Consider the following 24,165-nt stretch of genomic DNA (forward strand, 5'->3'; position numbering starts at 1 on the left):
AGCAGAATGGATTGTTTTAGCTATGAAAGCTGCGATAGGGAGTGGGGCGTTAATTGTTTTGACCTGCTCCCCTAGTTAGTCTTGGGCTAGGTTATAGGTGTGTCCGTAAAATCTGGGTAGAACCCTGTGGGGCAGAGGTGACCCGACGCGCGATCTGCTCTTCGGCACTGTGTCACACCGCGTAATTTTCGACCAATGACGGGCGGTTGACGATCACCAGAATATCGTAGTCGCTGATATAACCGTTGCGCCAGTACCACTGACGGAGCGCTGTAACCTCTGGCATTGACGAGGAATGGATTATCATCACGAAGAGGGGGCAGCATGACATGCTGACCCCTCTTTCTGCTTTCTTCTTTCTGCTTTCTGTTTTTTCGGTCAAATGTCCGAAGCCGGAATATGGCTTATTCTACCGTGACATCACAAATCATGTGCCATGCTTGCGGCAGCACTTTTTTACCTGAGCAGACCTCAATGGTGTGGCGCGATTCAATCTCTTGTGAGGAACGGCCAATCATCAGCTCAAACTCACCCCCTTCAACGACCCGTTGGTTGGAAGCATCGGTAAAATTCAGCATATCCACCGGTAAATGGAAGGTGACGGTTTTCTGCGCTCCGGCTTTCAGGAAAACCTTTTTAAAACCTTTCAGCTCCTTCACCGGACGAACAACGGAACAGACTTTATCCCGCACGTATAATTGCACAACTTCCGCACCATCACGCTCACCGCTATTGGTAATAGTGACTGACAGCGCGACCGACTCATCAAAATCATATTCAGTTTTGGCAAGTGTCGCATTGCTGTAATCGAAGTGGGTATAACTGAGCCCAAAGCCGAAGTTGAACTGAGAACCAAAGTGGAATGCGATCGGGGTGCCTGAGCTTTTCAGTTTATGGTTGTAGAAGTAGGGCACTGCACCGATATTTTTCGGGATCGACACCGTCAGGCGGCCGCTTGGGTTGATCACGCCTGTCAGCATATCTGCGATGGCGTCAGCACCGCCTTGTCCCGGCTCCCAGCCGTAAACAATGGCTGCGGCTTCGTCTTCAGCACGTCCCAAATGATATGGCCGGCCACCAGTGACGAGGACGACGACGGGTTTACCGCGATCCAAAGCCGCATCGAGCAGTTGTTGCTGGACGCCCGGCAGGTTGAGCGAATCTGCATCCGAGCCTTCACCGATGGTCCCGGTTTGGAATAAACCTGCCAGATCGCCGACGCATACAACTGCGACATCTGCATCATCAATTATCGACACAGATGAGGCAATCGCGGATGTATCTAGGCTGACGGGGGAGACTTTGTCTTGTGTCACCGCCATATCCACATCCCCGGGGAATACCGGCGCACCGCTTTCACGTTTGGTGAGAATGTCACATCCTTTTTGATACCCTACGAGATTGACCCGTTCCGCTAAGGCTTCTTTAATCGATTTAGCCACGCGTTCGCTGGCATTGACACCGGCCCAAATGAGATGGACGGGAAAGCTATAGCCGGAAAGTAGTGCCATAGGATCATCGGCCGTCGGACCAATCAGTGCGACTTTACTTTGCTTAGGCAGCGGGAGATGACCATCGTTTTTCAGCAATACAATGGACTCAGCCGCTGCTTGGTAAGCTAATTTTTCACTCACTTCATTATGCAATGCTTCAGTCGGAACCGGGGTGTAAGGGTTTTCAAATAAACCGAGTTCAAATTTAACTGACAAAACGCGTGCAACAATTTCATTAATTTTTGCTTCGGTAATCAAGCCGCGTTCAATAGCCTGAGTGAGGTAAATGGCACATGTGTCGTCCGGTAATTCAACATCAAGCCCGGCGTTAAAGGACTGTGCTGCCGCATCGACGCGGTCTGTCGCGGTGGCATGATGTTCGCTCAGCAGCTCAACACCGCCGTAGTCAGCCACGACTAAGCCGTCGAAGCCCCATTGGTGACGCAGAATCTCAGTCAACAAGTAGGCCGAGCTATGACAAGGTTCACCATCAATATCATGATAAGCCGGCATTACCGAGCCCGCTTTGCCGAGTTTTACCGCCATTTCAAATGGTAACAGGAACGTATCATTGAGTGTTTTAAAACCGATATTGACCGGCGCATGATTCCGCGCGCCTTCACTGGCAGAGTGACCGACATAGTGTTTCAGCGTGGCAATAAAATCCCGGTCTTTGCCTTGTAAGCCTCTGACATAGCTGGTGGCCATGACACCGACAAGGTAAGGATCTTCGGCTAATGTCTCTTCGGTACGTCCCCAGCGGACATCACGAGACACATCTAACACGGGTGACAGCCCCTGCTTGGCGCCGACAGCTCTTGCCTGACGGCTGATATCTTGTGCGACTTGTTCGAGTAAATCCGGGTTCCATGTATGACCATAATTGATAGAAGCGGGGTACAGCGTCGCGCCCTTTGCCATCAGGCCGACAAGACATTCTTCATGGGCAATTGCCGGAATCCCCAGCCGGGTTTCTTCAACCAGATATTTTTGCAGCTGATTGAGTGCTTTGACACCGGCCACGGCATCGACAATATGTGTTCCGAGAGGGCGAGTGATTTGCCCGAGGCCATACATGAGCTTTTCTTTGACAGAGCGAGAAACAGTCTGATTCGAGAATTCCAGTTCACGCTCTTGGTGATCGCCTTGTTCATCGAGTATCAGCCATTGTGCACCTAACTGCGCGATTTTTTCTTCGATTGTCATCTGTGACAGTAGGTCATGAACACGCTCAGACGTTGTATAGCTCGCATCTTTGTAAATTGACATAAACAAATTCCTATCATTGAAAACTCCATTGAAGACTCGCCCATTTTGACTCAGTCTTGCAAAGCTGCATTTATTCAAATTCACGATCAGGTTACGTTATTTTGTAAATGTGATTCAAATAGAAAAAACCGTAGTAGCACGACATATTTTTGTGAGGCAAATCTCCGCTACTGAATCATGATGATAACGGTAAAGGAATGATATTATTTAAATAAAATGTTGATGTAACATGTAAGTCGTGGGGTTTAAAATAAAATAATACATAATAATAACATTCAATATATGAGATGTTTATCTATTCATCAATGTATTTGTGATTGTTTATTATTTTTAATGAACATCGCTTGAACGGTTTTTAAAATTACATATTTATTTGTGATTGATTAAATAACAGATGACGAATAACGTTTGATTCTGGTGGTGTCGGGAATATTGTTGTGTAGTTTGTTTTCCTCCTGACCCCGCAGCTCAGCAATACTTGTGCTCTCTGTGTTTGTGCAGCGTGTTTGTGTTGCGTGTTTGTGTAGCATAGGCCAATGCACGATCTTGCCTGATAACTTGATGTTCAGATTTTATGCATCTGCTGATTTTTATTCTCTATATCATATCGCTCAGTATATTTAAAAATAATGAAAATAAGTTTTTATATATCGGGTTATAAATGAAAATGACATTGTTATTAATTACATGTCCGGATTCATTTAATTGATAGTTTTAGTTTATTTTTGTGATTATTTTGCGGAAGCATTCATTGAATAAATGTCAAAATTTGATGTGATGCGCAAATAAGTGAATATCCATGTTGCTATGCTTCCCAGAGTTTTAATGATTGTGATGTTTATGTCTGGCTTGATTTGATCACGACATGTTGATTGAGGATAAATAATGAAAGTGAAATTAAATACGGCATTGAGCTTTATCGGGTGTGCTTTGTTTTCGCACTCAGCGATGAGTGCGGACTGGCAACTGGTCTGGCAGGATGAATTTACCAATCGTATTGGTCCCGATTGGGTATTTGAGACCGGTAATGGCAGCAACGGCTGGGGAAATCAGGAGTTGCAATATTACCAGCGACAAAATGCCACGGTTGAACAAGGGAATTTGGTGATTACCGCCAAACGTGAAGATGTGAATGGGTTTCGCTACACCTCATCACGGATGAAAACTCAGGGATTGGCATCGTTCCGTTATGGTCGTGTCGAAGCCCGCATTCGTTTACCGAATGGCAGCGGTCTGTGGCCTGCATTCTGGATGCTTGGCAGTAATATTGACAATGTCGGTTGGCCGCGTTGCGGCGAGCTGGACATCATGGAACATATCAATACCGAGAGCCAAATCTACGGCACTGCACACTGGGAGGAGAATGGTCACGCGAGTTACTCCAGCCCGAGCTATAACCTCGACGTAAGTCAATACCATAACTATGCAATCGAGTGGGATAAAAACGAGATTCGCTGGTATGTCGACGGCAATATGTACCATGTGATGAGCATTGCCAATAATGCCGGCGGTACCGAAGAGTTACACAACGATTTCTTCTTATTACTCAATATGGCGGTTGGTGGCCAGTGGCCGGGATTCAATATTGATGAAAGCAAACTGCCGGCAAAAATGTATGTTGATTATGTCCGGGTTTACCGCGATGCCGATCACCCCTCCGATGAGCCGTCAGATGATTTTCCCAAACAGATTGAAGCTGAAGATTACACCGATATGAAAGGTGTCGGAACCGGGCCGAGTAATGATGTCGGCGGTGGTGACAGCGTTGGCTGGATCGATACCGGTGACTGGATGTCCTACAGCAATATCAAAATTCCGACTTCGGGCAACTATCGTATTGACTACCGGGTTTCAAGCTTAAACGGTGGCGGTCGTTTATCGCTGGATCACTCAGCCGGTGCAACGGTATTAGGCTATATCGATATCGGTGCCACCGGTGGCTGGGATCAGTGGAAGACTTTATCACATACCGTACATATCAACGCCGGGACTTATAACTTTGGAATCTATGCCCAACAGGGAGGCTTTAACTTGAACTGGTGGCGGATAACCAAGTTATAACGTTTGGCTTATCAGTCACAGCTCCCCCTATGAGAGTGAGTCTTGTCGGTGCATCCACCGGTGACTGTGCAAATCTGGTTCAGGAAACCGGTATTCCGGGGAGCAGTTCGGTTTAAGTCGCCGGATCTTTTGCCCGGATGACAAATCCCCATGCATGGTCATGTGTGGGGATTTTTAATAGAGCGGTGGGCACGTACGGTGAACGCTGCGGTTGATCCGGTGCGCCCCAAAAACGGAGCAGATATCGGGAGAGATTCCGACATCCGTCAGGATCCTGTATTTGAAGGCATTCTGGCAAACGGCTATGCTTGAATCAGCACAATACCGGGGTAACTGTGGCAATATAACGATGATGCATGGCTATGAACTAGGTCTGAAACTTTATAAAGAAAATCACTATTCGAAAGCATTTGTGCTGTTTCAATCGCTGGCAGAAGATGGTGATGTACTGGCACAAGCGATATTAGCGCATATGTACCACAATGGTGAGGGCGTACGTCAGGATCATCAGACCGCTTCATACTGGTATCAGCAAGCGGCAGAGCGGGGACACGCCATTTCACAATATAATCTCGGTAATCAGTTCAGAGATGGTCATGGCGTTGAACAGAGCTATCAGGCTGCCATGCAATGGTATCAAAAGGCCGCAGAGCAAGGTCTGCCCGAAGCACAAGCGGATATCGGCCGACTCTACTATTATGGTTACGGCATCCCCCAAGACTACCAAAAAGCTTTTGCATGGAATAAAAAAGCCGCCGAACACGGGTTAGCTGAAGCACAGGCCAATGTTGGTATCATGTATCGGTACGGACAAGGTGTTGCTCAGGATCTTGCTTTGGCTTATCAATGGTTACTGAAAGCGGCAGAGCAAGGTTCCCCGGTTGCCATGAGTCAGATCGGCGTCATGCATCTGGAAGGTCAGGGAGTTGAACGCAACGCACAACAAGCCTTGCCATGGTTAATGAAAGCTGCCCGTTCAGGGGTTGCGCACGCTCAGTATCATGTCGGGGTCTGTTATCTGGAAGGACGCGTGGTGCAAAAGGCTCCCCGGCAAGCCTTCTCGTGGTTGCAAAAGGCTGCGTTTCAAGGGGATGGTCTGGCGCAGTACCATCTCGGGCTGATGTATATCAACGGTGTGACGGTGCCAGTCGATAAAGTGGAAGGTTACGCGTGGTGGATTCTGGCTGCGCAATCGACAGAAAAGGGACGCATTCACTCGGCCAGTCTGGCATTAAGCCTGTCATTTTTTGACCGCGCCAAAGCGAAGCTCAGAGCGAAGGAACTACAAAAATTTATCGGTTACCGTGTTGAGGTTTGAACCGCGAGGAAAAATAGAATGAGCCTGAAATAATCGAGTTCAGCCACGTGACTGAACTCGAATGGCATAAGGGTTACGGGATTGATATGTTAAATAGTGGGCGGATGCGTCTCAATCCAGTGGCGGGCAATATCTTCCCGTTTCGCGATCCAGACCTGTTCGTGTGACTGAACATAATCGAGAAATTTCTTCAATGCCATAAACCGGCTCGGTTTCCCCAGAATCCGGCAATGCATCCCGATTGACATCATTTTAGGGCTGTCTTTGCCTTCTTCGTATAAGCAATCGAAATGATCTTTCAGGTACTGGAAAAACTCGTCCCCGTGACTGAAACCATAAGGGGAGGCAAAGCGCATATCATTGGTATCCAGAGTATAGGGAATCACCAGATGCGGCGTATGGCGACCGGTTACGGGTGTCCAGAACGGCAGATCGTCACCATAGTAATCAGAGTCATACAGCAAGCCATCTTGCTCGGCCACTAACTGACGCGTATTCGGTGAGTCGCGTCCGGTGTACCAGCCAACCGGGCGTTTACCGCTCAGGTTTTCAATGATATCCAGCGCTTGCTGCATATGTTGCCGTTCCTGCTCGATCGGCATGTTTTGATAGTGAATCCATTTCAGGCCATGGCAGACAATTTCATGATTGGCTTCAACAATCGCTTGTGTCACTTCCGGGTTGCGCTGGAGTGCGGTCGCAATGCCGAAAATGGTCAATGGCAGTTCACGGCGGCGAAACTCATTCAGAATCCGCCAGACACCAACCCGAGAGCCATATTCATACAGAGATTCCATACTCATATGGCGTTGTGGATAAGGCTCCGCGCCAAATATTTCAGAGAGAAATGTCTCGGCATGGTCATCACCATGCAGGATACAGTTTTCCCCGCCTTCTTCGTAATTCAAGACAAACTGGAGTGCGATACGTGCCTGTCCCGGCCAGCGGGCATTCGGCACAGCGCGGCCATAGCCGATATAATCGCGGGGATTGGACTCTTCCATGGGTAATTCCTTCCTTTGTTTTTATTACTTTTCTGTGGTTTCGGCAAAAATCTGCTGGAAATCAATGACGGTTGTCTGATCTTGTTCGAGTTTTAAAGAGGCACGGATATGATGCAGATGGTGAGTCATCCATTGTTGTGCCGCTTGCGTCTCTCGTTGGTTAAGGAGTGTCACCAGTTCAGCATGATCGCCACAGTCACAGCTGACGCTGTGGTGTGAGCCAAATGCTGCAATGACCAATGAAGAGCGGTAGCAGAGTTGTTCGATAAAATCAGCCAGTACCGAGTTACCGGCCAGTTTCGCCAGTTCGTAGTGAAAACGAGCGGTGAGCTGAATTGAATCGGAGAGATGACCATGCTGTTCGGCCTCTTTTTCTTCGTGGATCATCTGAGTAAACCGCTCGGACTGCTGAGCATCCCAGCGCTGCTGTAGCTCAGGAATCAATAAGGGTTCGAGTAATATCCGGCTGCGTAACACTTCTTCTGCTTCTTGTCGGGTGGGGCGATTCACATGTGCGCCTTTATTGGGCTCAATCACCACAAACCGTTCTAATGCCAAACGTTGTAATACTTTGCGAATGCCTGTCCGGCTGACACCGAATGCTTCCGAGAGCCGATCTTCCGGCAGGCGCACGCCCGGTGCAAGTTGATGCTCGACAATTGCCTTGAGTATTTTCTGGTAAATTTTTTCATCATTCGACATCGCGGGTTCTCTTCGTATGACTTAGATTCTTTGACTAATGCATTTTGTATACAGTTTATGTCGGTCTGCTGTATACAGGCAATATATATACCATGGAAAGACACACTTGTTCAGGATGTTTTGCTTGCTTGAGGTTTCCGTGTGACATGCACAGTGGCGGGTTCCTGAATCTTATCCCCGTGCACCACAAGGCTGCAAAATTGCATAAAATCAGTGCACCACAGGCGCGCACATCTGCCACAAATCCATTCTCCATGCAGTTTTGCCGTAAGATCTCAGATTGGCATGCAAATTGTATTTGTCATTGTATACAATCTTGACATGGAGAGTCGATGATGAAAACAACACAACTACCAACCAGCCCACGGCTGAGTAATGCAGATCTGGCCCCCGATACGGAACAAAAATGGGGGTGGTATAGTATTTTTGCGTTCTGGATGTCTGATGTCCATAGTGTCGGCGGCTATGTTTTCGCTGCGAGCTTGTTTGCACTCGGACTGAATGGGATTCAGGTATTTATCAGTTTATTGGCCGGGATATCCATCGTGATGATCTTTGCCAACCTGATGGGCAAGCCGGGTCAACAATCCGGTGCACCGTTTCCGGTTATTGCCCGGATGTCATTCGGTGTTTTCGGCGCCAATATCCCTGCGGTGATTCGCGGGTTAATCGCGGTCGTCTGGTACGGGATTCAAACCTTTCTGGCCTCAAGCTCATTTATTATTTTGTTGCTGTACTTTTTTCCGCAGATGAGCAGCTTGGCAGATGATAGTTTCCTCGGATTATCTTATCTCGGCTGGATTGGCTTTAGTGCCATGTGGCTGATGCAAGCCATCGTCTTTATGTTTGGTATGACAATGATCCGCAAAGTGATCGACTGGTCAGGGCCTGCTATTTATGTGGCGATGTTTGCGCTATGTCTGTACATGATTGACCGCGCCGGATGGGACAATATCAGCTTTAACCTGAGTAGCCATAATCTGGAAGGGTGGGACGCGATCGCTCAGATGATCATTGCGATTGCACTGGTTGCCGGCTATTTCGCAGGCCCGACTCTCAACTTCAGTGATTTCTCACGTTATTGCGGTAGCTATCAAAAGCTGAAGCTCGGCAACTGGCTGGGACTGCCGCTCAACTTTATTCTGTTTTCACTATTCAGTGTGGTGATCGTTTCTGCCTCGATTCCGGTCTTTGGCGAGATGATTACCGATCCGGTTGAAACGGTCAAACGACTCGATTCAGGACTGATTACCGTGCTGGGCGCAATGACATTTATCTTTGCGACCGTTGGGATCAATATTGTGGCGAACTTTGTTGCCCCGGCATTTGATTTCTCGAATGTGTCACCGCAGAAGATCAGTTTCAAACTCGGTGGTTTTATTGCGGCGTTCGGCTCGGTATTACTGACCCCGTGGAACCTGTTTAACAACCCGGAAGTGATTCACTACACGGTGGATATTCTGGCCGCGATGATCGGTCCGCTGTATGGCATTATTCTGGTGGATTACTTCCTGATTAAGAAGGGTCAGATTGATGTTCCGTCGTTATATACTGAATCCCCGCAAGGGCAATACTGGTATGAGAATGGGGTGAACAGAAAGAGTATCTACGCCTTGGTTATTGCCGGTTTCGTCGCCGTCTGTGCCACATTCTGGGTCACAGAGCTTGCCAACTATGCGCTGTTTATCGGTGGTGGCGTTGCCGCCTCGACTTATCGCTTCCTGATGGAGTCTGAGCGCGTGCGTGTCGGCGGCTTAAAGCTGGCGAAACAAAAGTCTTAAAGAGAGCATCATTGCTTTAGGGTGTAAAACTTCCGGTTCGTCTTTGGTTGAGCAAAGGCGAACCGATTTTTATCATAAATAGGAGCAGTCAACCCACCACATCGCAGCCCAATCAAATTTCAATCAATTGTGAATCTACACGCAAAAAAATGACACCGAAGTGTTACCAAGCTGGGCTGCTGATGATGCACTGCGACATAATGACAATATATTGAGGCAGAACTGATGAGTGAATTTATCAAAGACAAATTAAAGTTGATTTCCGTCTCTGTCGTGCTCGCCGCATGTGCTTATTTTATTATGACATCACTGAATATGCTGTTGGGTGACAAAATATTGTGGTTATTGACGATCATAGTTGTATATTGGGTTGGATGGCGTTTAGTGCGGCTCTGGAAAATGTACAAATCAAAGCAAAGTTGATGTTCTAGTATGTTGGCAGATTCCTCTAGTTTAGGCTGATTCGATTTTCAGGAGGGAGGTTATAGCCTCCTACCAGACACAGTAGACGATTATATTCATTACGTGTTGCTACGCTATGGTTTATTATGCCAGTATCATCGTGGTTAGCGGCATAATAAACCCAACGCACTACTTCCACAGGGTAATGTGTTGTTATTACTTTCATTTTTCCTTCTCCCTCTCCCTCTCCCTCTCCCTCTCCTTCTTGCTTTGTTGTGTTGCGTCCCCTTCAATTATCCAAGCGTAAATTGATCCATTTTGGATCGGAAGTGTGATCGGATTTAGAAACAGTACGCCGTTTTTGTTTGTGTTCCACTGCACCGTATTGGTTCATCAGCTGCATGAGAATAGCCCAATGATGTGCGATGACGGAGCGCTATAGTTATGTTTATTGATTTTATAATTAATTAAATCAATAAGATAAATTGTTAATGTTAACATGGCACAATCGTTGCAGAATTAGATTTGATTGTTTCAATCGTTTCATGACAAGATAAGGGACTCAAATGAAATTACTTCGATTGTTTGCTATAGCAGTGGCTTCGGTCATGTGTATGGGATATGCGCTGACTGCGTCAGCCGATCAACTGGAAACCATCCATCAACGTGGGGTGTTAAAAGTGGCGGTGCCACAGGACTTTCCACCGTTTGGTTCTGTCGGGACTGACATGCAACCGCAAGGATATGATATCGATATGGCGGCCTACATTGCCAAGCAGATGAAGGTCAAACTGGAACTGGTGCCGGTTACCAGTGCCAACCGGATTCCGTATCTGCAAACGCAAAAAGTCGACTTGGTGATTTCAAGTATGGGTAAAAATCCGCAGCGTGAAAAAGCCATCGACTTCAGTGAAGCGTACGCACCGTTTTATCTGGGTGTATTCGGTACTGCCGACGAGCAAGTGACTTCAGCGGATGATTTAGCGAATAAAACAGTCGGTGTGACGCGCGGCTCAGTGGAAGACCTTGAGTTGAGCAAACTGGCTCCGGTATCGGCAACGATCAAACGGTTTGAAGATAACAATGCCACGCTGTCAGCGTTTTTATCCGGGCAGATCAGCCTGATTGCGACCGGTAATCTGGTCGTGACTGAGATTGCGACGCGCTATCCGAATAAAGCACCACAGACCAAGTTTTTGCTGAAAAATTCCCCATGCTATGTCGGTGTGATGAAAGGTGAGAGTACGTTGGTCAGCGAAGTGAACCGATTGATTGAACAGGCGAAAGCCGACGGTGTATTGGAGCAGCTTTCACAAAAATGGCTCAAGGCACCGTTTCCGAAAGATTTAGGCGCTTAACCTCCGGGAGAACAGCATGAGTTATCAGCTAGACTATGCCGGACTCGCGCCATACCTGCCACAGTTTGTGGCAGGTGTCTGGACGACAGTGCAACTGACGGTAATTTCTACCGTGGCAGGGCTGGTGGTCGGCACACTGTGCGCGGCAGGGCGAACCGGACGTCAATCCGGGGTACGTTTGCTATGTGCCAGTTACATTGAAGTGACGCGCAATACCCCGTTTATTGTGCAGCTCTTTTTTATATTTTTCGGTTTACCGGCGCTCGGTCTCAAGCTTACCGCATGGGAGGCCGGTGTGATTGCCATGGTGTTCAACTTGGGTGCATACAGCGCAGAGATTATCCGAGCCGGAATTGATGCAGTACCGCAAGGACAATGGGAAGCGGGTAAAACGCTGGGGCTGACCCGACGTCAAATCTTCATTCATATTGTATTGCCACCGGCCTATCAGCGGGTTTATCCGGCATTGGTGAGTCAGTGCATTATCGTGATGCTTGGTTCTGCGGTGGTATCGCAGATTTCGGTCGAAGACCTGACGTTTGCGGCAAACTTTGTGCAATCGCGTAGTTTTCTGAGTTTTGAATCCTACACCTTAACGGCGGTAATTTATCTGGTACTGGCGATTTTGATGCGCCAGGGATTCGCTTATTTTCGCCGCCTTGCATTTAAAAACCCATCGTTATAGGAGAGATTCAGGATGATGCAGTTTACCGATTGGGATATCTTCCGTAACCTCCTGCTGGCTGCGCGCTGGACGTTACTCTTGTCCGTATATGCCTTTATCGGCGGTGGTTTGGTCGGGCTGGCGCTGACTCTATTGCGCAGTACACGTAACCCGTTGTTTACTCGTCTGATCCAGCTCTATGTTGAACTGTTTCAAGGGACACCGTTACTGATGCAGCTTTTTCTGGCTTTCTTTGGCTTGTCGCTGATTGGTATCGAAGTCAGTGCGTGGTCGGCTGCGATTCTGGCGTTAACACTATTCAGTAGTGCGTATTTTCATGATATCTGGCGGGGATGTATTGAATCCTTACCCAAAGGTCAGTGGGAAGCCTGTCGTACGCTCGGGCTGACTTATCTGCAAACAATGCGACATGTCATTTTCCCGCAGGCGATGCGCATTGCCATTGCGCCGACGGTCGGTTTCTCGGTGCAAATTGTCAAAGGAACCGCTTTGGCATCGATCATTGGTTTTGTCGAGCTGACTAAAGCCGGCACCATGCTCAACAACGCAACATTTCAACCGTTTAAAGTGTTTGCCATGGTCGCGTTGCTCTATTTTGCGATCTGTTTTCCTTTATCGATGTTCGCCCGTTATCTCGAATCACGGAAGGTGTGAGGTTACTGGTGTGGAAAAACTGAAAATAAGACGACTCATTTACAGCTCGGAGGCAAAGTATTATGTCACTTATCAGTGTTGATCAGGTTCATAAGTTTTATGGTGAAAACCATGTGTTGAAAGGGGTAGACCTGAAAATTCAAGCCGGAGAAGTGATCTCGATTATCGGCCGGAGCGGTTCAGGAAAAAGCACTTTGCTGCGGTGTATGAACGGGCTGGAAACCTATCAGGAAGGGGCGATCATCGTCGATCAGCAGGCCGTCGAAAATGATGAATATAAACTGCGTCTTTTGAGTCAGAGTGTCGGTATGGTTTTTCAGAGCTTCAATCTGTTTCCGCATAAAACGGTCGGTGAAAATGTCATGCTGGCACCGAAGCTGGTGCAGAAAAAATCTACCGCAGACTGTCAGCGGATTGCGCGTGAGCTCTTGGAAAAGGTCGGGCTGGGCGATAAATTCGACGCCTATCCGGGTAACCTTTCCGGCGGGCAGCAACAGCGCGTGGCGATTGCGCGCTCACTGGCGATGTCGCCGAAGGTTTTGTTGTGTGATGAGATCACCTCAGCACTGGACCCGGAACTGGTCGGTGAGGTATTGAAAGTGCTTGAACAGTTGAAAGCCGAAGGGATGACTTTAATTTTAGTTACCCATGAAATGAATTTTGCCCGGGATGTCGGGGATCGGGTCGTGTTTATGAATGAAGGGAAAGTGTGGGAAACCGGGCCGAGTGAAGCCGTGTTTGCCAACCCACAAACTGCGGAGCTGAGAAGTTTTCTCTCTGCGGTACTTTAACTGAATATTTTGAGAACCGACCGTTGCATACCGAGCGTCAGTAGCCACGATAACAGCGTCCGGCAGGAGATAAAACCAGTGATGAATGACCGAACCTCTGATGTCAATCAATCCAAGCAGCCGACGGCAAACTGTCCGCTCAGTGAACGGATTACCCGTCATTATGCCAGTTTGACAGACAATAACCGGCGTCTGGCGGATTACTTACAGCTCAACCCGGAAAAAGTGTTGATGCTGTCAACCAGTGAAATCGCAGAGGCGTGTCAGGTCTCGAAAACCAGTGTCAGCCGCTTTATTCGTAAACTCGGCTATGAAGACCATCTCGCCTTACGTCAAGAGCTGATGACGGAGCGGGACAACGGCCAGCCGGTGATGATGACGACACTGGATGATTCTGAATTCAATCATGAAGTCCGGGCACTGGAAAAACTCTGGGAACAACTGACCCGACAGGATCACCAGCCATTAATTGAGAAACTGGCAACGGCGAAGCGGATTAAAATCATTGGCTATCGCAATAGTTACCCGCTGGCAATGCATTTTCGTCAGCAATTGATGCAATGCCGGACTCATGTTGAACTGTTGCCGCTGCCCGGTCAGACCATCGGTGAGGATCTGGCATCCATTGATGAGGATGATTTCACGATTGTGATCGGTATCCGTCGTCGCGTGGCAAACTTTGAGAAAATGATGGCTTTTCTGGCGCAACGAGATTGCTTGCTGATTACCGATCAGTCCGGACAGAAGTACGCGCAGCAAGCCGCGCACTACTTCATCTGTTATATGAATAATAAGCTGCCGTTAGACAGCTATGCAGTGCCGATGAGTTTGATTGCGCATCTGGTCAATCAAACGTTTTTACACTTAAACAGTAAATCGACGCAGGTCAGTCGAAAGATCAGCATGAACTATGCGCAGCTCAATGAGTTAGAGTAAGGTTTGCGGGTCGTGATAACGAGACGATAAATACGTGATAAACACATCAACATGGATATAAACAAGAATGGGTATCATCAATAAATTAAAAAAAGAATGGTTTCTGGTTGGCATGGTGGTCGCGATTGCGCTGGCGACCGTTTCTGAGCAGGTTGGCCGTTCCGGTGGTTTGATTCATCTCGATAAACTGACCGGAATCGGGGTTGCAATTGTGTTCTTCTTACACGGGCTGGGTCTGTCTCCGCAAAAGATTAAAGCCGGGGTGAGTAACTGGAAACTGCACGTCTACATCCAGTTGGCGACTTATCTGTTTTATCCGTTGCTGTGGTTGATTTTAGGCAATGGCATGTTGGCATTTATGCCGACAGCGCTCGCCTTTGGTTTCTGCTATCTGTTTGTGCTGCCCAGCACGATTTCTTCCTCGGTGGCGATGACCAGTGTCGGCAAAGGCAATGTACCGGGGGCAATTTTCAACGCATCCCTTTCCAGTATCCTCGGTGTGTTTCTCACCCCGTTATTGATTCAGTTTTTTATGGGGATGACCGGGGTGCAATTAGATCTGATGAGTTCGGTGATCTCTATCGCCAAACTGTTGTTAATCCCGATGATTGCCGGGCAACTTGCCAGACCGGTATTACTCAATTTTATTGAACGGCATAAGTCTGTGGTCAACAAAGTCGACAAGTACGTTATTCTACTGATTGTCTATAATGCGTTTTGTGACTCGGTTGCAAATGGCATCTGGCATAACTTCTCAGTCGGGATGCTTGCCACCGCGATTGGTATTTGTTGCCTCGTGCTGTTGGCGATGGTTCATGCGATTCAGTGGGGCGCGCAGCGCTGTCAGTTTTCACGGCCAGATGAAGTCGCTGCGGTATTTTGCGGAACCAAGAAAACCTTGGCGGCAGGGGTGCCGATGGCGACGGCCATTTTCGGTACCGACCCGAATCTGGGCATGATTTTGCTACCGATTATGCTTTATCACCCGATTCAGATTTTCTACTGTGCAATTCTTGCGAATCGGTATGCCAAACGTGAACAGCCAGCCAGTGAGGCGGCTGCGAACTCGTAAGCGGAGAGACAGATATGGGACAACATCAGGTCAGAGACCAACGTATTTACTGTCAGCAAGGGCCGGATTATCTTGCGGCAACCGATGATGGGGCGTTATCCGGTCTGAGCTTTGTGTTTAAAGATTTATTTGATGTCGCAGGCTATAACACCGGTGCCGGTAATCCCGCATGGCTAGAGAGCCATGCCTCGGCAAAGGCGACCTCATCGATTATCGAAACTTTACTCAGCGCCGGGGCAATCTGTCGCGGCCGGGTTCAGACTGACGAGCTGGCTTACAGCCTGAACGGGCAAAACATTCATTACGGTACGCCTGAAAACCCGGCTGCCCCCGGCTGTATTCCCGGTGGTTCATCCAGTGGCAGTGCCGTCGCCGTTGCTCAGGGAGATGTCGATTTCTCTATCGGGACTGATACCGGTGGTTCGGTGCGTATTCCTGCCAGTTATTGCGGTTTATTCGGCTTACGGCCGACGTTGGGGAAATTTGACCTCACCCACTGCTTTGAACTCGCTAAAAGCTTTGATACCGCAGGTATTTTTGCCCGGGAACTGTCGGTTTTGACGTCGGTTTACTGTGAACTATCGACAGAAACTGTGCCGGATGTGGTCGATCCGATTCCGACTCTTTATCTCGACCGTTTTATGGCGCAGCATCTGAGTGAAGATCGTTATCAGCGGGTGCATGACCGTTGCCGTTGGGCCGGAATTGCGCTTGAAGAGAAAGACTTTATCACACAGTCCGAGTGGACACTGGATGGGCTGAGTCTGCTGTTTCGCAGTATTCAAGGTTATGAAATTATTCAGAAACATGGCCGCTGGCTGACAGAACACGAGGACTCGCTCGACCCTGCCATTTTGGAACGGGTCAAATGGGCGAGAACCGTTGCTGATACCACTTACCAACAAGGAAAACTTCGCCAGAAAGCATTCCGCACGTGGTTATACGCTCAGCTTGATGAACACGGCGGTGTCTGGCTGTTACCGACCACACCTGCCGGGCCACCGTCACTGGATATTTCGCCACAAGCGATGGCCGATTACCGGACTGAGCTGATGGGATTGACCGCAATTGCCGGCTTGTCCGGATTCCCTCAGTTACATTTACCGTTTCAGGGAATGACTGATGGCCCGTGTGGGATGTCGCTGCTGGGACTGCCCAATGAAGAAGGTCGGTTACTGGCAATTGCCGCAAGACTGATGGCCGGAGAGGACAGTCAATGAAATATCAGACAGCATTTACCGCGCCCCATTACCGGGCGGCACAAGCCGGACAAAAAATTCTCGATGAGGGCGGCACCGCCAGTGAAGCGATGGTTGCTGCGGCCGCAATGGTGACGGTGCAGTATCCGCATATGAATAGTATTGGCGGCGACAGCTTCTGGTTAATTTGCCATCCGGGACAACAACCGATAGCCATTGACGGCTGTGGCGTGGCTGCATTGAATATTGATCCGGCTGTATATCGTGCGCAAGGTGATGCATTACCGGCGAGCGGTGGCAGCGCAGCGATCACCATGGCCGGAACGATCGCGGGCTGGCAGCAGGCTTTAACGCTCAATCATCGCCGACACTCGTTGCCGCAACTGTTGCAACCGGCGATCACGGCTGCCCGGGAAGGGATTGAGGTCACTCAGAGTCTGGTCAATGCGAGCGAAAAAACGGTGGCGATGTTGGCGGATATTCCGTCATTTGCTCAGCACTATTTACCGGACGGTAAGACCCTTGAGATTGGGCAGATTCTGCGAAATCCGACACTGGCGACCACTTTTGAGCGGCTTGCAACCGCAGGTCTGGATGATTTTTATCGGGGAGAAATTGCCAAGCAAGCCGCGGCGGATCTGGCAGCATTAGGCAGCCCGCTGACCCTTGACGATTTCCACCACCATCAGGCCCGGGTTATGGCACCGTTATCGGTGCAGACCGGTAAAGGAAAACTATATAACTTCGGTGCTCCGACACAAGGGGTCGCTTCACTGCTGATCTTGTCGATTTATGACCGACTGGTTGCTCAGGCTGACGGTGAGATTGACCACATCCATTTGCTGGTCGAAGCGACCAAACAGGCGTTTATTCTGCGTGATCAATACGTGACCGATGAAGCGGATCTCTCTATATCGTTGCAGCAATTATTGACTGAGCAGAGTATTGACGCGTGTGCGGCACGTATTTCGCCGGTGCAGGCACAACCCTGGCCGCATATCGCCAAACCCGGTGATACGGTCTGGATGGGGGCGACCGATCAGTATGGCACTATGGTCAGCTTTATTCAGAGTGTGTACTGGGAGTTCGGCAGCGGGGCGGTCTTGCCGAATTTAGGATTTGTCTGGAATAACCGGGCGAGAAGCTTTTCGCTTGATAGCGCGCATCACAATGTGCTGAAACCGGGCAAAAAACCATTCCACACCTTAAACCCGGCTTATGCCGAGCTGAACGATGGACAACGGATCGTGTACGGCACCATGGGCGGGGAAGGGCAGCCGCAGACACAGGCCTGCCTGTTCAGCCGTTATGTCTATCAGGGCTATGCGCTGGATGAAGCGATTGCGATGCCGCGCTGGTTGCTGGGACGCACTTGGGGGGATGATACCCACCAGTTGCGGCTGGAGCAGAGTTTATATCTGGCGTATCAGGATACATTGCGCGAGCGCGGTCACGAAATTACACAAGTGAAAGATCAAAATGAACTGATGGGTCATGCCGGTGCAATCACGTTAGATCAAAGCGGTCAAGCCACTCCGGCAACGGATCCGCGCAGTGATGGTGACGCTCTGACCGGCCAGTTTTAAACCGACGATTTGAATCAGATTTTATGGGAGAGATGTATGGAAACCAATCCGCTATTTGAAACCCTCAATCCACCGCAACGGATGTTGATGGGACCGGGACCGATTAACGCGTATCCCCGGGTGCATCAGGCGATTTCGTCGGCTTTGATTGGGCAGTACGATCCGGTCATGACCGGCTATATGAATCAGGTACAAGCCCTTTATCGCAATGTATTTGAGACGCAGAATCAACAGACCTTGCTTGTTGATGGTACCGCACGTGCCGGGATTGAGGCGGTGTTGGTGTCGGTGTTGCAGCCGGGGGACAAAGTGTTGATTCCGGTGATTGGCCGGTTCGGCCATCTGTTGTGTGAAATCGCTCACCGGGTTGGTGCTGCGGTGCAGACGATCGATATTGAATGGGGCGAGGTGTGCCCGCCGGAGAAAGTTGAAGCCGCGATTCGTGAGTTTCAGCCGAAAATGCTGGCTACTGTGCAAGGTGATACCTCAACCACCATGAATCAGCCGCTGGCTGAGATTGGTGAAATCTGTCAGCGTTACGGGGTGCTGTTTTACTGTGATGCAACGGCATCGATTGCCGGGAATGAGCTTAAAGTGGATGCATGGCATCTCGATGCGGTCTCTGCCGGGCTACAAAAATGTCTGGGCGGGCCGTCGGGCAGCGCACCGGTGACGCTCAGTGAACGTTGCGTTGAGGTGATTAACCGGCGCAAACGGGTCGAAGCCGGCATTCGTACCGCAGCCCATCAGGATGGGGAGGATACGCCGATTTTATCCAACTATTTTGATTTAGCGATGGTGATGGATTACTGGGGGCCGGAGCGACTCAACCACCACACGGAAGCAACCAGTATGTTGTATGCTGCGCGTGAGTGTGCCCGGCTCTATCTCGAAGAGGGCGCAACGCAGGTGATCGCCCGCCACCAACAAGCCGGACGGGCGATGGCGGTCGGCCTTGAAGCGATGGGCTTAAGGCTGTTCGGTAATCAACAATACAAAATGAACAATGTGGTCGGGGTTTATATTCCTGAACAAATCAATGGTGATCTCGTTCGCCAAGAACTGTTACATCGCTTCGGTATCGAAATCGGCACCTCATTCGGACCGCTTCACGGCAAAATCTGGCGCATTGGCACTATGGGGTATAACGCCCGTCAGGAATGTGTCCTGATGACACTGGCGGCACTGGAATCGGTGTTACTGAAAGCCAGAGTACCCGTCGCTCCCGGTCAGGCTGTTGCTGCGGCAATGGATGTCTTCAGTGCCTGATGCGGTACATGGTCAAAGTAGGGAAGAGTCACAACATATGAGGCAATCACAAGGAGCGCGTATGCAGGCGGCACACCGGGCCACACAGGTGATGGAAAGAATTCAGACATTAGCCTCATTCAGCGCGATGCCAAACGGCATTCTACGGGCTTATCTGACCGAAGAGCATCGTCAAGCACATCAACAACTGGCGCAGTGGATGACGCAGGCCGGGCTGGAAATCTGGCAGGATGAAGTCGGCAATCAGTGGGGCAGAAAAGTCTCGGCACATCCTGAAATGCCGACGCTGATCATCGGTTCGCACAGTGATACTGTCGCCAATGCCGGTGGTTATGACGGTCCGCTGGGGATTTTACTGGCAATTGAAGCACTAGATGCGCTCAAAGGCGTTGATTTACCGTTTCATGTTGATGTGGTGGCATTTGCCGATGAAGAAGGCACCCGTTTTCAGACCACGCTGCTGGGTTCCAGCCCGGTGGCAGGCATGTGGAATCCGGCCTTATTAGATCGCAAAGATAAAGATGGCGTCACGATTGGCGAAGCGATGAAGCGGTTCGGGCTTGATCCTGACAAAGTGGTTGATGCTGCCCGCAAGCCGGAAGAGACGCTCGCTTATCTGGAAGTGCATATCGAACAAGGGCCGCTGCTGGAAAGTCTCGATTTACCTGTCGGCGTGGTGACTGCGATTGCCGGGGCAAAACGGTTTCTGATTGATGTGTCTGGTGTTGCCGGACATGCCGGTACCGTGCCGCTGCCGCTGCGTCATGATGCGCTATGTGGCACGGCGGAGATGATTGCCTGCATTGAAGCGTTTGCTACCGAGCATGAAATTGTCGCGACGGTTGGCAAGTGTGAGGTGCGCTCCGCAGCGGTCAATGTTATTCCCGGACAGGTGCAGTTTTCATTGGATATTCGCAGTCAGTCGCAAGACAAACTGGACTACTGTGCACCATTACTGATGACACAATTAGCGGCTATCGCTGACAAGCGCGGTTTAACCATAACCCATGAACAGATCTATCAGGCGCAGGCCGTGCCATGTAGTGATCGGCTACAACAGGTCTGGGCAGATGTGGTCGAATCAGCGACCGGGAAAGATGTCTGTTATCTTGCCAGTGGTGCCGGTCATGATGCGATGGTGATGGCAAATATTGCCGAGATGGGCATGTTGTTTGTCCGTTGTGAAAAAGGCATCAGCCATAATCCGCGAGAAAATGTAGAGACTCAGGATGTGGCGGTGGCGCTGGACTGCTTGATCAACATGATCCGTTCTCTGTCACCATCCCGTGCCGGTACTGATTAACCACAAGCCAATATCCTATTTGCCCGGACAGGAACACCGTCCGGGTATTTTTTGGCTGCTATCACTGTTTTTATGGACGTAAATGTTTCACCATCGCTTTATTTTGATATCGAGATTTTGATATCTAGGCCGAGTGAAACCAGAGTGCCGACAAGGGTGGCGACCACCACCGATAACAGCGAACCGATCAAAACATATTCGGTGAGGCTGCGGCTGTCTGATTTGTTCAGTTCACCGAATCTGAATATGGATTTGGCGGTGAAGACAAAACCGACCGCGGCATAACTTCCGACCAGCGTAAATGTCAGGATCAGGATTCGCTCTAAATAACCGATCAACTCACCACCTGCGACAAGGCCATTCATTTGCGGATGGTTGTCAGTCACGGTCATGGAATATTTGTTTAAGAGGCTGCCAATCCCTACTGAGGTCGGTTTGAGAACCAGCACATATGCCAAGGCCACCAGCATACCTTGAGCAAACTTGTCATGCTGAAGCATCGCGCTAATGGTGATATCCGTGGTGATGTAAAATGCGAGCAGTGCAAACACGACAGTATGGAGGGCTTGCTCCGCCACCATATGCATAAATTGATGTGGATTGCGCGTCGCTTGCCACAGGTCAATCAGCACATGAATCACCGCAACAATCGCAATCAAACAAGCCGTGGTACGCCAATCCATGCCAAGCACTATGGCCGGTACCGAGAGCGCAATGCCCTGCAATAACGCATGAATATACAGTTGCGGGGCGCGATAGGTGGATTTGTGCTTGGCTGCCCGCCATCGTCCGGGTTGGAGGTAAAAATCACCGATCAGATGAATCAGTAAAAACGCGATGAAAACCGTCAAAAAATCAGACATTTCTGAACCCTGCCACTTGGTTGATAAATTGTTGATTGAGTGCACTGATGAGCGACCAGCCAGACGCCTTCAGTGATTTACTGACCGTTGCCGTCGCAATACCGAGTTGCTCGGCTAACTCACTCACCGACAGATCCTGATGGCTTTGCAGCATCGGCAGCATGACTTCACACTGGCGTGCGGTTAAGTCAGTCAACTGTCTGTCGAGGTATTGAAAGAGTAAGTCAAACTGTGCGTTGAGTTCCGGACGGTCAGAACTAAAAATCAACCGATGGTTTTTTAATGACTTGAGCCCGCGTCCGGACAGGACAAATGCCTCTCCCATCGATTCCGAGACCGACTCACGCAGATCGGCATGAGCCGCAATAGCGAAGCTAATCCGGCTGTCAAAGGTTTTGCCGAGCGCTTTAATCCCGAGCCGATAAAGGAGGGTGTATCTCAGCGCATTTTCAATATCATGCACCACACTCTGAAATTCATCCCCCCGGATAATACTGTGCGCATTGGATGTGTTTTCGGTACTCATCCATGTCTGAATCTCTTTGATGCGTGTCAGGAGTCGGTCAAACTGCTCAGCGTTTAACTGAGTTGAATTAACGATATCACCACTGATCACGGCAATTGCTTTATCGGTCGCCGCCACATGAAACTCCGCTCTATTTTTCTTGTATTAATTTAGCTTTTTATGGCTAATTATACAAGTTTAGCTGTTTATGGCTAAATTTGGTGGTTTGGCGATATGGGGCTAAACCGACATTGTGTGAATCTGTATATGTTGAGGGCAGGAAATGAGTACGGAGCAATATTCTGGCTTTAAAGTTATTGATTTATCAATTGTGGATATGCGTCTCTTGTCACTTTGTTGAGGCAGTTTTATGAGATCATACAGATGATTATCAATCATAAGTCGTTTTTTCTGCCAAAATTATGCGGATGATTCCTGGCTGAAACGTCAGTGCTATAAAAACGTGGTATCATTTTTTCAATTAAATATTAGTAGATATAATAGAAGCATGAATAACCCAGCTATCGCTGATAAGTATCAACAACTTAGGCTTGCTGTATTAGCTCAGACTCAAGATGATTTTGAGCAGTTTGAGCCTGATTTTATTGGTCATATTGATTTAACAGAAATCAGTGAAGATGCTCTCCACTCTCAGGATAAATGGGATATACCAGTAAATCGTCAAATCGGATGGGATTGGCGACAAGTGCGAGATCAATACCGCAGAGATCATATGGCTAGAGTAGAGCTTGCTGTATGGTATGGTGAAGATTTGTGTGGTCTTATGATCGGCAAAGCGAGTGAAGGGAAATTGGTTGTTAAAATAAACTATATTCAGGGTGGTGAAGTTGAAAATCCTTTAAAAGGGTACATTGTTCCCATTGCTTCACGCTGTGCAGAGTTGTTTGCCGTTGCTATTAAAGCGGATTGGATTGGTATTCAAGATCCAATCGATGATGAGCATTTGTTAAATTACTATCGTGAATTAGGCTTTGATGAAAGTGATCCATTTGATCCTAAAAACAATGCATTGTTTAAACGTGTTGTAGTAGATGAAGACTAAGCTGCTTTCCAAATTGGTTATGATCAGTTATAGTTAGGGCAACTAAGGGGGCTATTATGTTGACTGTAGCAACAGACAAAGCAAATGATGTAAATGTAGATAAAGCTATTAAGCGTATGCAGGTTCACGCTTCTAAGAGTAAGTCATCATTTGGTAAAACTTTAAGAGTTCAGGCCCCTAAATCTGCTTATGGACGCCTTGCCGGGCCGGCCAAAGCATAGGAAAATTCAGATATTAAGCATCGCAATAGCGGTGCTTTTTTTATGCTCGAAAGGCATATACAAACGGTTCAAGAGTGACGCCCCATATCATGCATATGTTGGCCGTTCATGTCTTTCATCATTCCTTTCATCATGTCACGATGCATCAGTTGCTCGGCTTCAGAGCCAATCGTGAACTCATGCTCTATCTTACCCGTATTCATCACGACAAATTGAACCACATCGTTAGGGGCAATGTTTATCTCTTTTTTGAATGTGATCTTCATATCATCAGAAAGCAGGACATGAACAACCTTGTTCGGTTTTACACCGGTGGCAGGCATACCGACATCAGACATATGATCCATATTCATCATATTACGATGATTCATATTTTTGCCATTGTTCATTGAGCCGTGGTTATGCGCATTATTCGTGTCTGCGAAAGCAACAGATGTAAAGTGAGTTTTTTCATCATTATTTATTTCCTCATTAATGGTCGATATCTATCATTGAGTGCAGTAGTATTTCCACGGTTGAATTGCTGCATCAGACCCACCGAAATATTCGTCATTGGGTCCTCATCAAAATCTGGGGGCGCTTAGGATTATAATTTTGCCGGGGCGTTAACGGATCAACAATTGATTGCAG

21 protein-coding genes and 1 pseudogene are annotated in these 24,165 nt (G+C 48.7%); 16 read left to right on the forward strand and 6 right to left on the reverse strand.

The annotated features are described in order from the left end of the window. Positions 1-404 precede the first annotated feature (404 nt). Positions 405-2,762: a glycoside hydrolase family 3 N-terminal domain-containing protein gene (locus tag VR7878_RS02020; protein WP_077332950.1), complete on the reverse strand. Its 2,358-nt coding sequence runs from the start codon at positions 2,760-2,762 to the stop codon at positions 405-407. An 885-nt stretch (positions 2,763-3,647) separates the two neighbouring features. On the opposite strand from VR7878_RS02020, the gene VR7878_RS02025 reads away from it, so the two are divergent. From VR7878_RS02025 to VR7878_RS02030, 3 genes are all read left to right on the forward strand, one after another. Next, positions 3,648-4,823, forward strand: coding sequence for a carbohydrate-binding protein (locus tag VR7878_RS02025; RefSeq protein ID WP_077332952.1), 1,176 nt, complete (start codon positions 3,648-3,650; stop codon positions 4,821-4,823). A 150-nt stretch (positions 4,824-4,973) separates the two neighbouring features. Then, positions 4,974-5,135, forward strand: coding sequence for a hypothetical protein (locus VR7878_RS21025; RefSeq protein ID WP_159440416.1), 162 nt, complete (start codon positions 4,974-4,976; stop codon positions 5,133-5,135). Then, entirely contained in the window at positions 5,128-6,141 is a 1,014-nt protein-coding gene (locus tag VR7878_RS02030) for a tetratricopeptide repeat protein (RefSeq protein WP_077332954.1), read from the forward strand. The genes VR7878_RS21025 and VR7878_RS02030 overlap by 8 nt, the downstream gene beginning before the upstream one ends. 89 nt (positions 6,142-6,230) lie before the next feature. Here the strand turns inward: VR7878_RS02030 and puuE are convergent, their stop codons facing one another. Next, positions 6,231-7,145 (reverse strand): allantoinase PuuE, encoded by a 915-nt coding sequence (puuE, locus tag VR7878_RS02035; protein ID WP_077332956.1) that lies wholly within the window; start codon positions 7,143-7,145, stop codon positions 6,231-6,233. Positions 7,146-7,169: 24 nt separating this feature from the next. Beyond that, entirely contained in the window at positions 7,170-7,847 is a 678-nt protein-coding gene (locus VR7878_RS02040) for a GntR family transcriptional regulator (RefSeq protein WP_077332958.1), read from the reverse strand. Positions 7,848-8,179: 332 nt separating this feature from the next. Here VR7878_RS02040 and VR7878_RS02045 point away from each other — a divergent pair, with 332 nt between their 5' ends. From VR7878_RS02045 to VR7878_RS02100, 11 genes are all read left to right on the forward strand, one after another. Next, a complete protein-coding gene (locus VR7878_RS02045) occupies positions 8,180-9,628 on the forward strand; it encodes an NCS1 family nucleobase:cation symporter-1 (protein ID WP_235862828.1) in 1,449 nt (482 codons plus the stop codon). Between the two features lie 1,010 nt (positions 9,629-10,638). Continuing rightward, a complete protein-coding gene (locus VR7878_RS02055; protein ID WP_306345790.1) occupies positions 10,639-11,388 on the forward strand; it encodes a transporter substrate-binding domain-containing protein in 750 nt (249 codons plus the stop codon). Positions 11,389-11,404: 16 nt separating this feature from the next. After that, positions 11,405-12,073 carry an amino acid ABC transporter permease gene (locus tag VR7878_RS02060; RefSeq protein WP_077332962.1) on the forward strand — a complete coding sequence of 223 codons (669 nt, stop codon included), beginning with the start codon at positions 11,405-11,407 and terminating at the stop codon, positions 12,071-12,073. Positions 12,074-12,085: 12 nt separating this feature from the next. Then, entirely contained in the window at positions 12,086-12,727 is a 642-nt protein-coding gene (locus VR7878_RS02065) for an amino acid ABC transporter permease (protein WP_077332964.1), read from the forward strand. Positions 12,728-12,789: 62 nt separating this feature from the next. Next, positions 12,790-13,518: an amino acid ABC transporter ATP-binding protein gene (locus tag VR7878_RS02070; RefSeq protein ID WP_077332966.1), complete on the forward strand. Its 729-nt coding sequence runs from the start codon at positions 12,790-12,792 to the stop codon at positions 13,516-13,518. An 81-nt stretch (positions 13,519-13,599) separates the two neighbouring features. Then, complete coding sequence (locus VR7878_RS02075) at positions 13,600-14,454, forward strand: MurR/RpiR family transcriptional regulator (RefSeq protein WP_077332968.1); 855 nt, start codon at positions 13,600-13,602, stop codon at positions 14,452-14,454. 67 nt (positions 14,455-14,521) lie between these two features. Beyond that, positions 14,522-15,526 (forward strand): bile acid:sodium symporter family protein, encoded by a 1,005-nt coding sequence (locus tag VR7878_RS02080; protein WP_077332970.1) that lies wholly within the window; start codon positions 14,522-14,524, stop codon positions 15,524-15,526. A 14-nt stretch (positions 15,527-15,540) separates the two neighbouring features. Next, positions 15,541-16,746, forward strand: coding sequence for an amidase (locus VR7878_RS02085; RefSeq protein WP_077332972.1), 1,206 nt, complete (start codon positions 15,541-15,543; stop codon positions 16,744-16,746). Then, on the forward strand, positions 16,743-18,311 hold the full coding sequence (locus VR7878_RS02090) for a gamma-glutamyltransferase family protein (RefSeq protein ID WP_077332974.1): 1,569 nt from the start codon (positions 16,743-16,745) through the stop codon (positions 18,309-18,311). The genes VR7878_RS02085 and VR7878_RS02090 overlap by 4 nt, the downstream gene beginning before the upstream one ends. A 36-nt stretch (positions 18,312-18,347) precedes the next feature. After that, positions 18,348-19,580, forward strand: coding sequence for a pyridoxal-phosphate-dependent aminotransferase family protein (locus tag VR7878_RS02095; RefSeq protein WP_077332977.1), 1,233 nt, complete (start codon positions 18,348-18,350; stop codon positions 19,578-19,580). Positions 19,581-19,617: 37 nt separating this feature from the next. Continuing rightward, positions 19,618-20,883 carry an allantoate amidohydrolase gene (locus tag VR7878_RS02100; RefSeq protein ID WP_235862829.1) on the forward strand — a complete coding sequence of 422 codons (1,266 nt, stop codon included), beginning with the start codon at positions 19,618-19,620 and terminating at the stop codon, positions 20,881-20,883. A 98-nt stretch (positions 20,884-20,981) separates the two neighbouring features. Here the strand turns inward: VR7878_RS02100 and VR7878_RS02105 are convergent, their stop codons facing one another. Next, on the reverse strand, positions 20,982-21,746 hold the full coding sequence (locus VR7878_RS02105; RefSeq protein WP_077332980.1) for a DUF3307 domain-containing protein: 765 nt from the start codon (positions 21,744-21,746) through the stop codon (positions 20,982-20,984). Further along, complete coding sequence (locus tag VR7878_RS02110) at positions 21,739-22,389, reverse strand: DeoR family transcriptional regulator (RefSeq protein ID WP_077332982.1); 651 nt, start codon at positions 22,387-22,389, stop codon at positions 21,739-21,741. The genes VR7878_RS02105 and VR7878_RS02110 overlap by 8 nt, the downstream gene beginning before the upstream one ends. 370 nt (positions 22,390-22,759) lie before the next feature. Here VR7878_RS02110 and VR7878_RS02115 point away from each other — a divergent pair, with 370 nt between their 5' ends. Both VR7878_RS02115 and VR7878_RS21030 read left to right on the forward strand, forming a co-directional pair. Then, entirely contained in the window at positions 22,760-23,314 is a 555-nt protein-coding gene (locus tag VR7878_RS02115) for a hypothetical protein (protein WP_077332984.1), read from the forward strand. A 56-nt stretch (positions 23,315-23,370) separates the two neighbouring features. Next, positions 23,371-23,535: a hypothetical protein gene (locus VR7878_RS21030; RefSeq protein WP_157371945.1), complete on the forward strand. Its 165-nt coding sequence runs from the start codon at positions 23,371-23,373 to the stop codon at positions 23,533-23,535. An 80-nt stretch (positions 23,536-23,615) separates the two neighbouring features. Here the strand turns inward: VR7878_RS21030 and VR7878_RS02120 are convergent. After that, positions 23,616-23,999 (reverse strand): annotated as a pseudogene (locus VR7878_RS02120) (copper-resistant cuproprotein CopI); the annotation flags it as partial. Positions 24,000-24,165 lie beyond the last annotated feature (166 nt).

Origin of the sequence: Vibrio ruber DSM 16370, assembly GCF_900163965.1 — a bacterium.
GTDB classification, from domain to species: Bacteria; Pseudomonadota; Gammaproteobacteria; order Enterobacterales; family Vibrionaceae; genus Vibrio; species Vibrio ruber.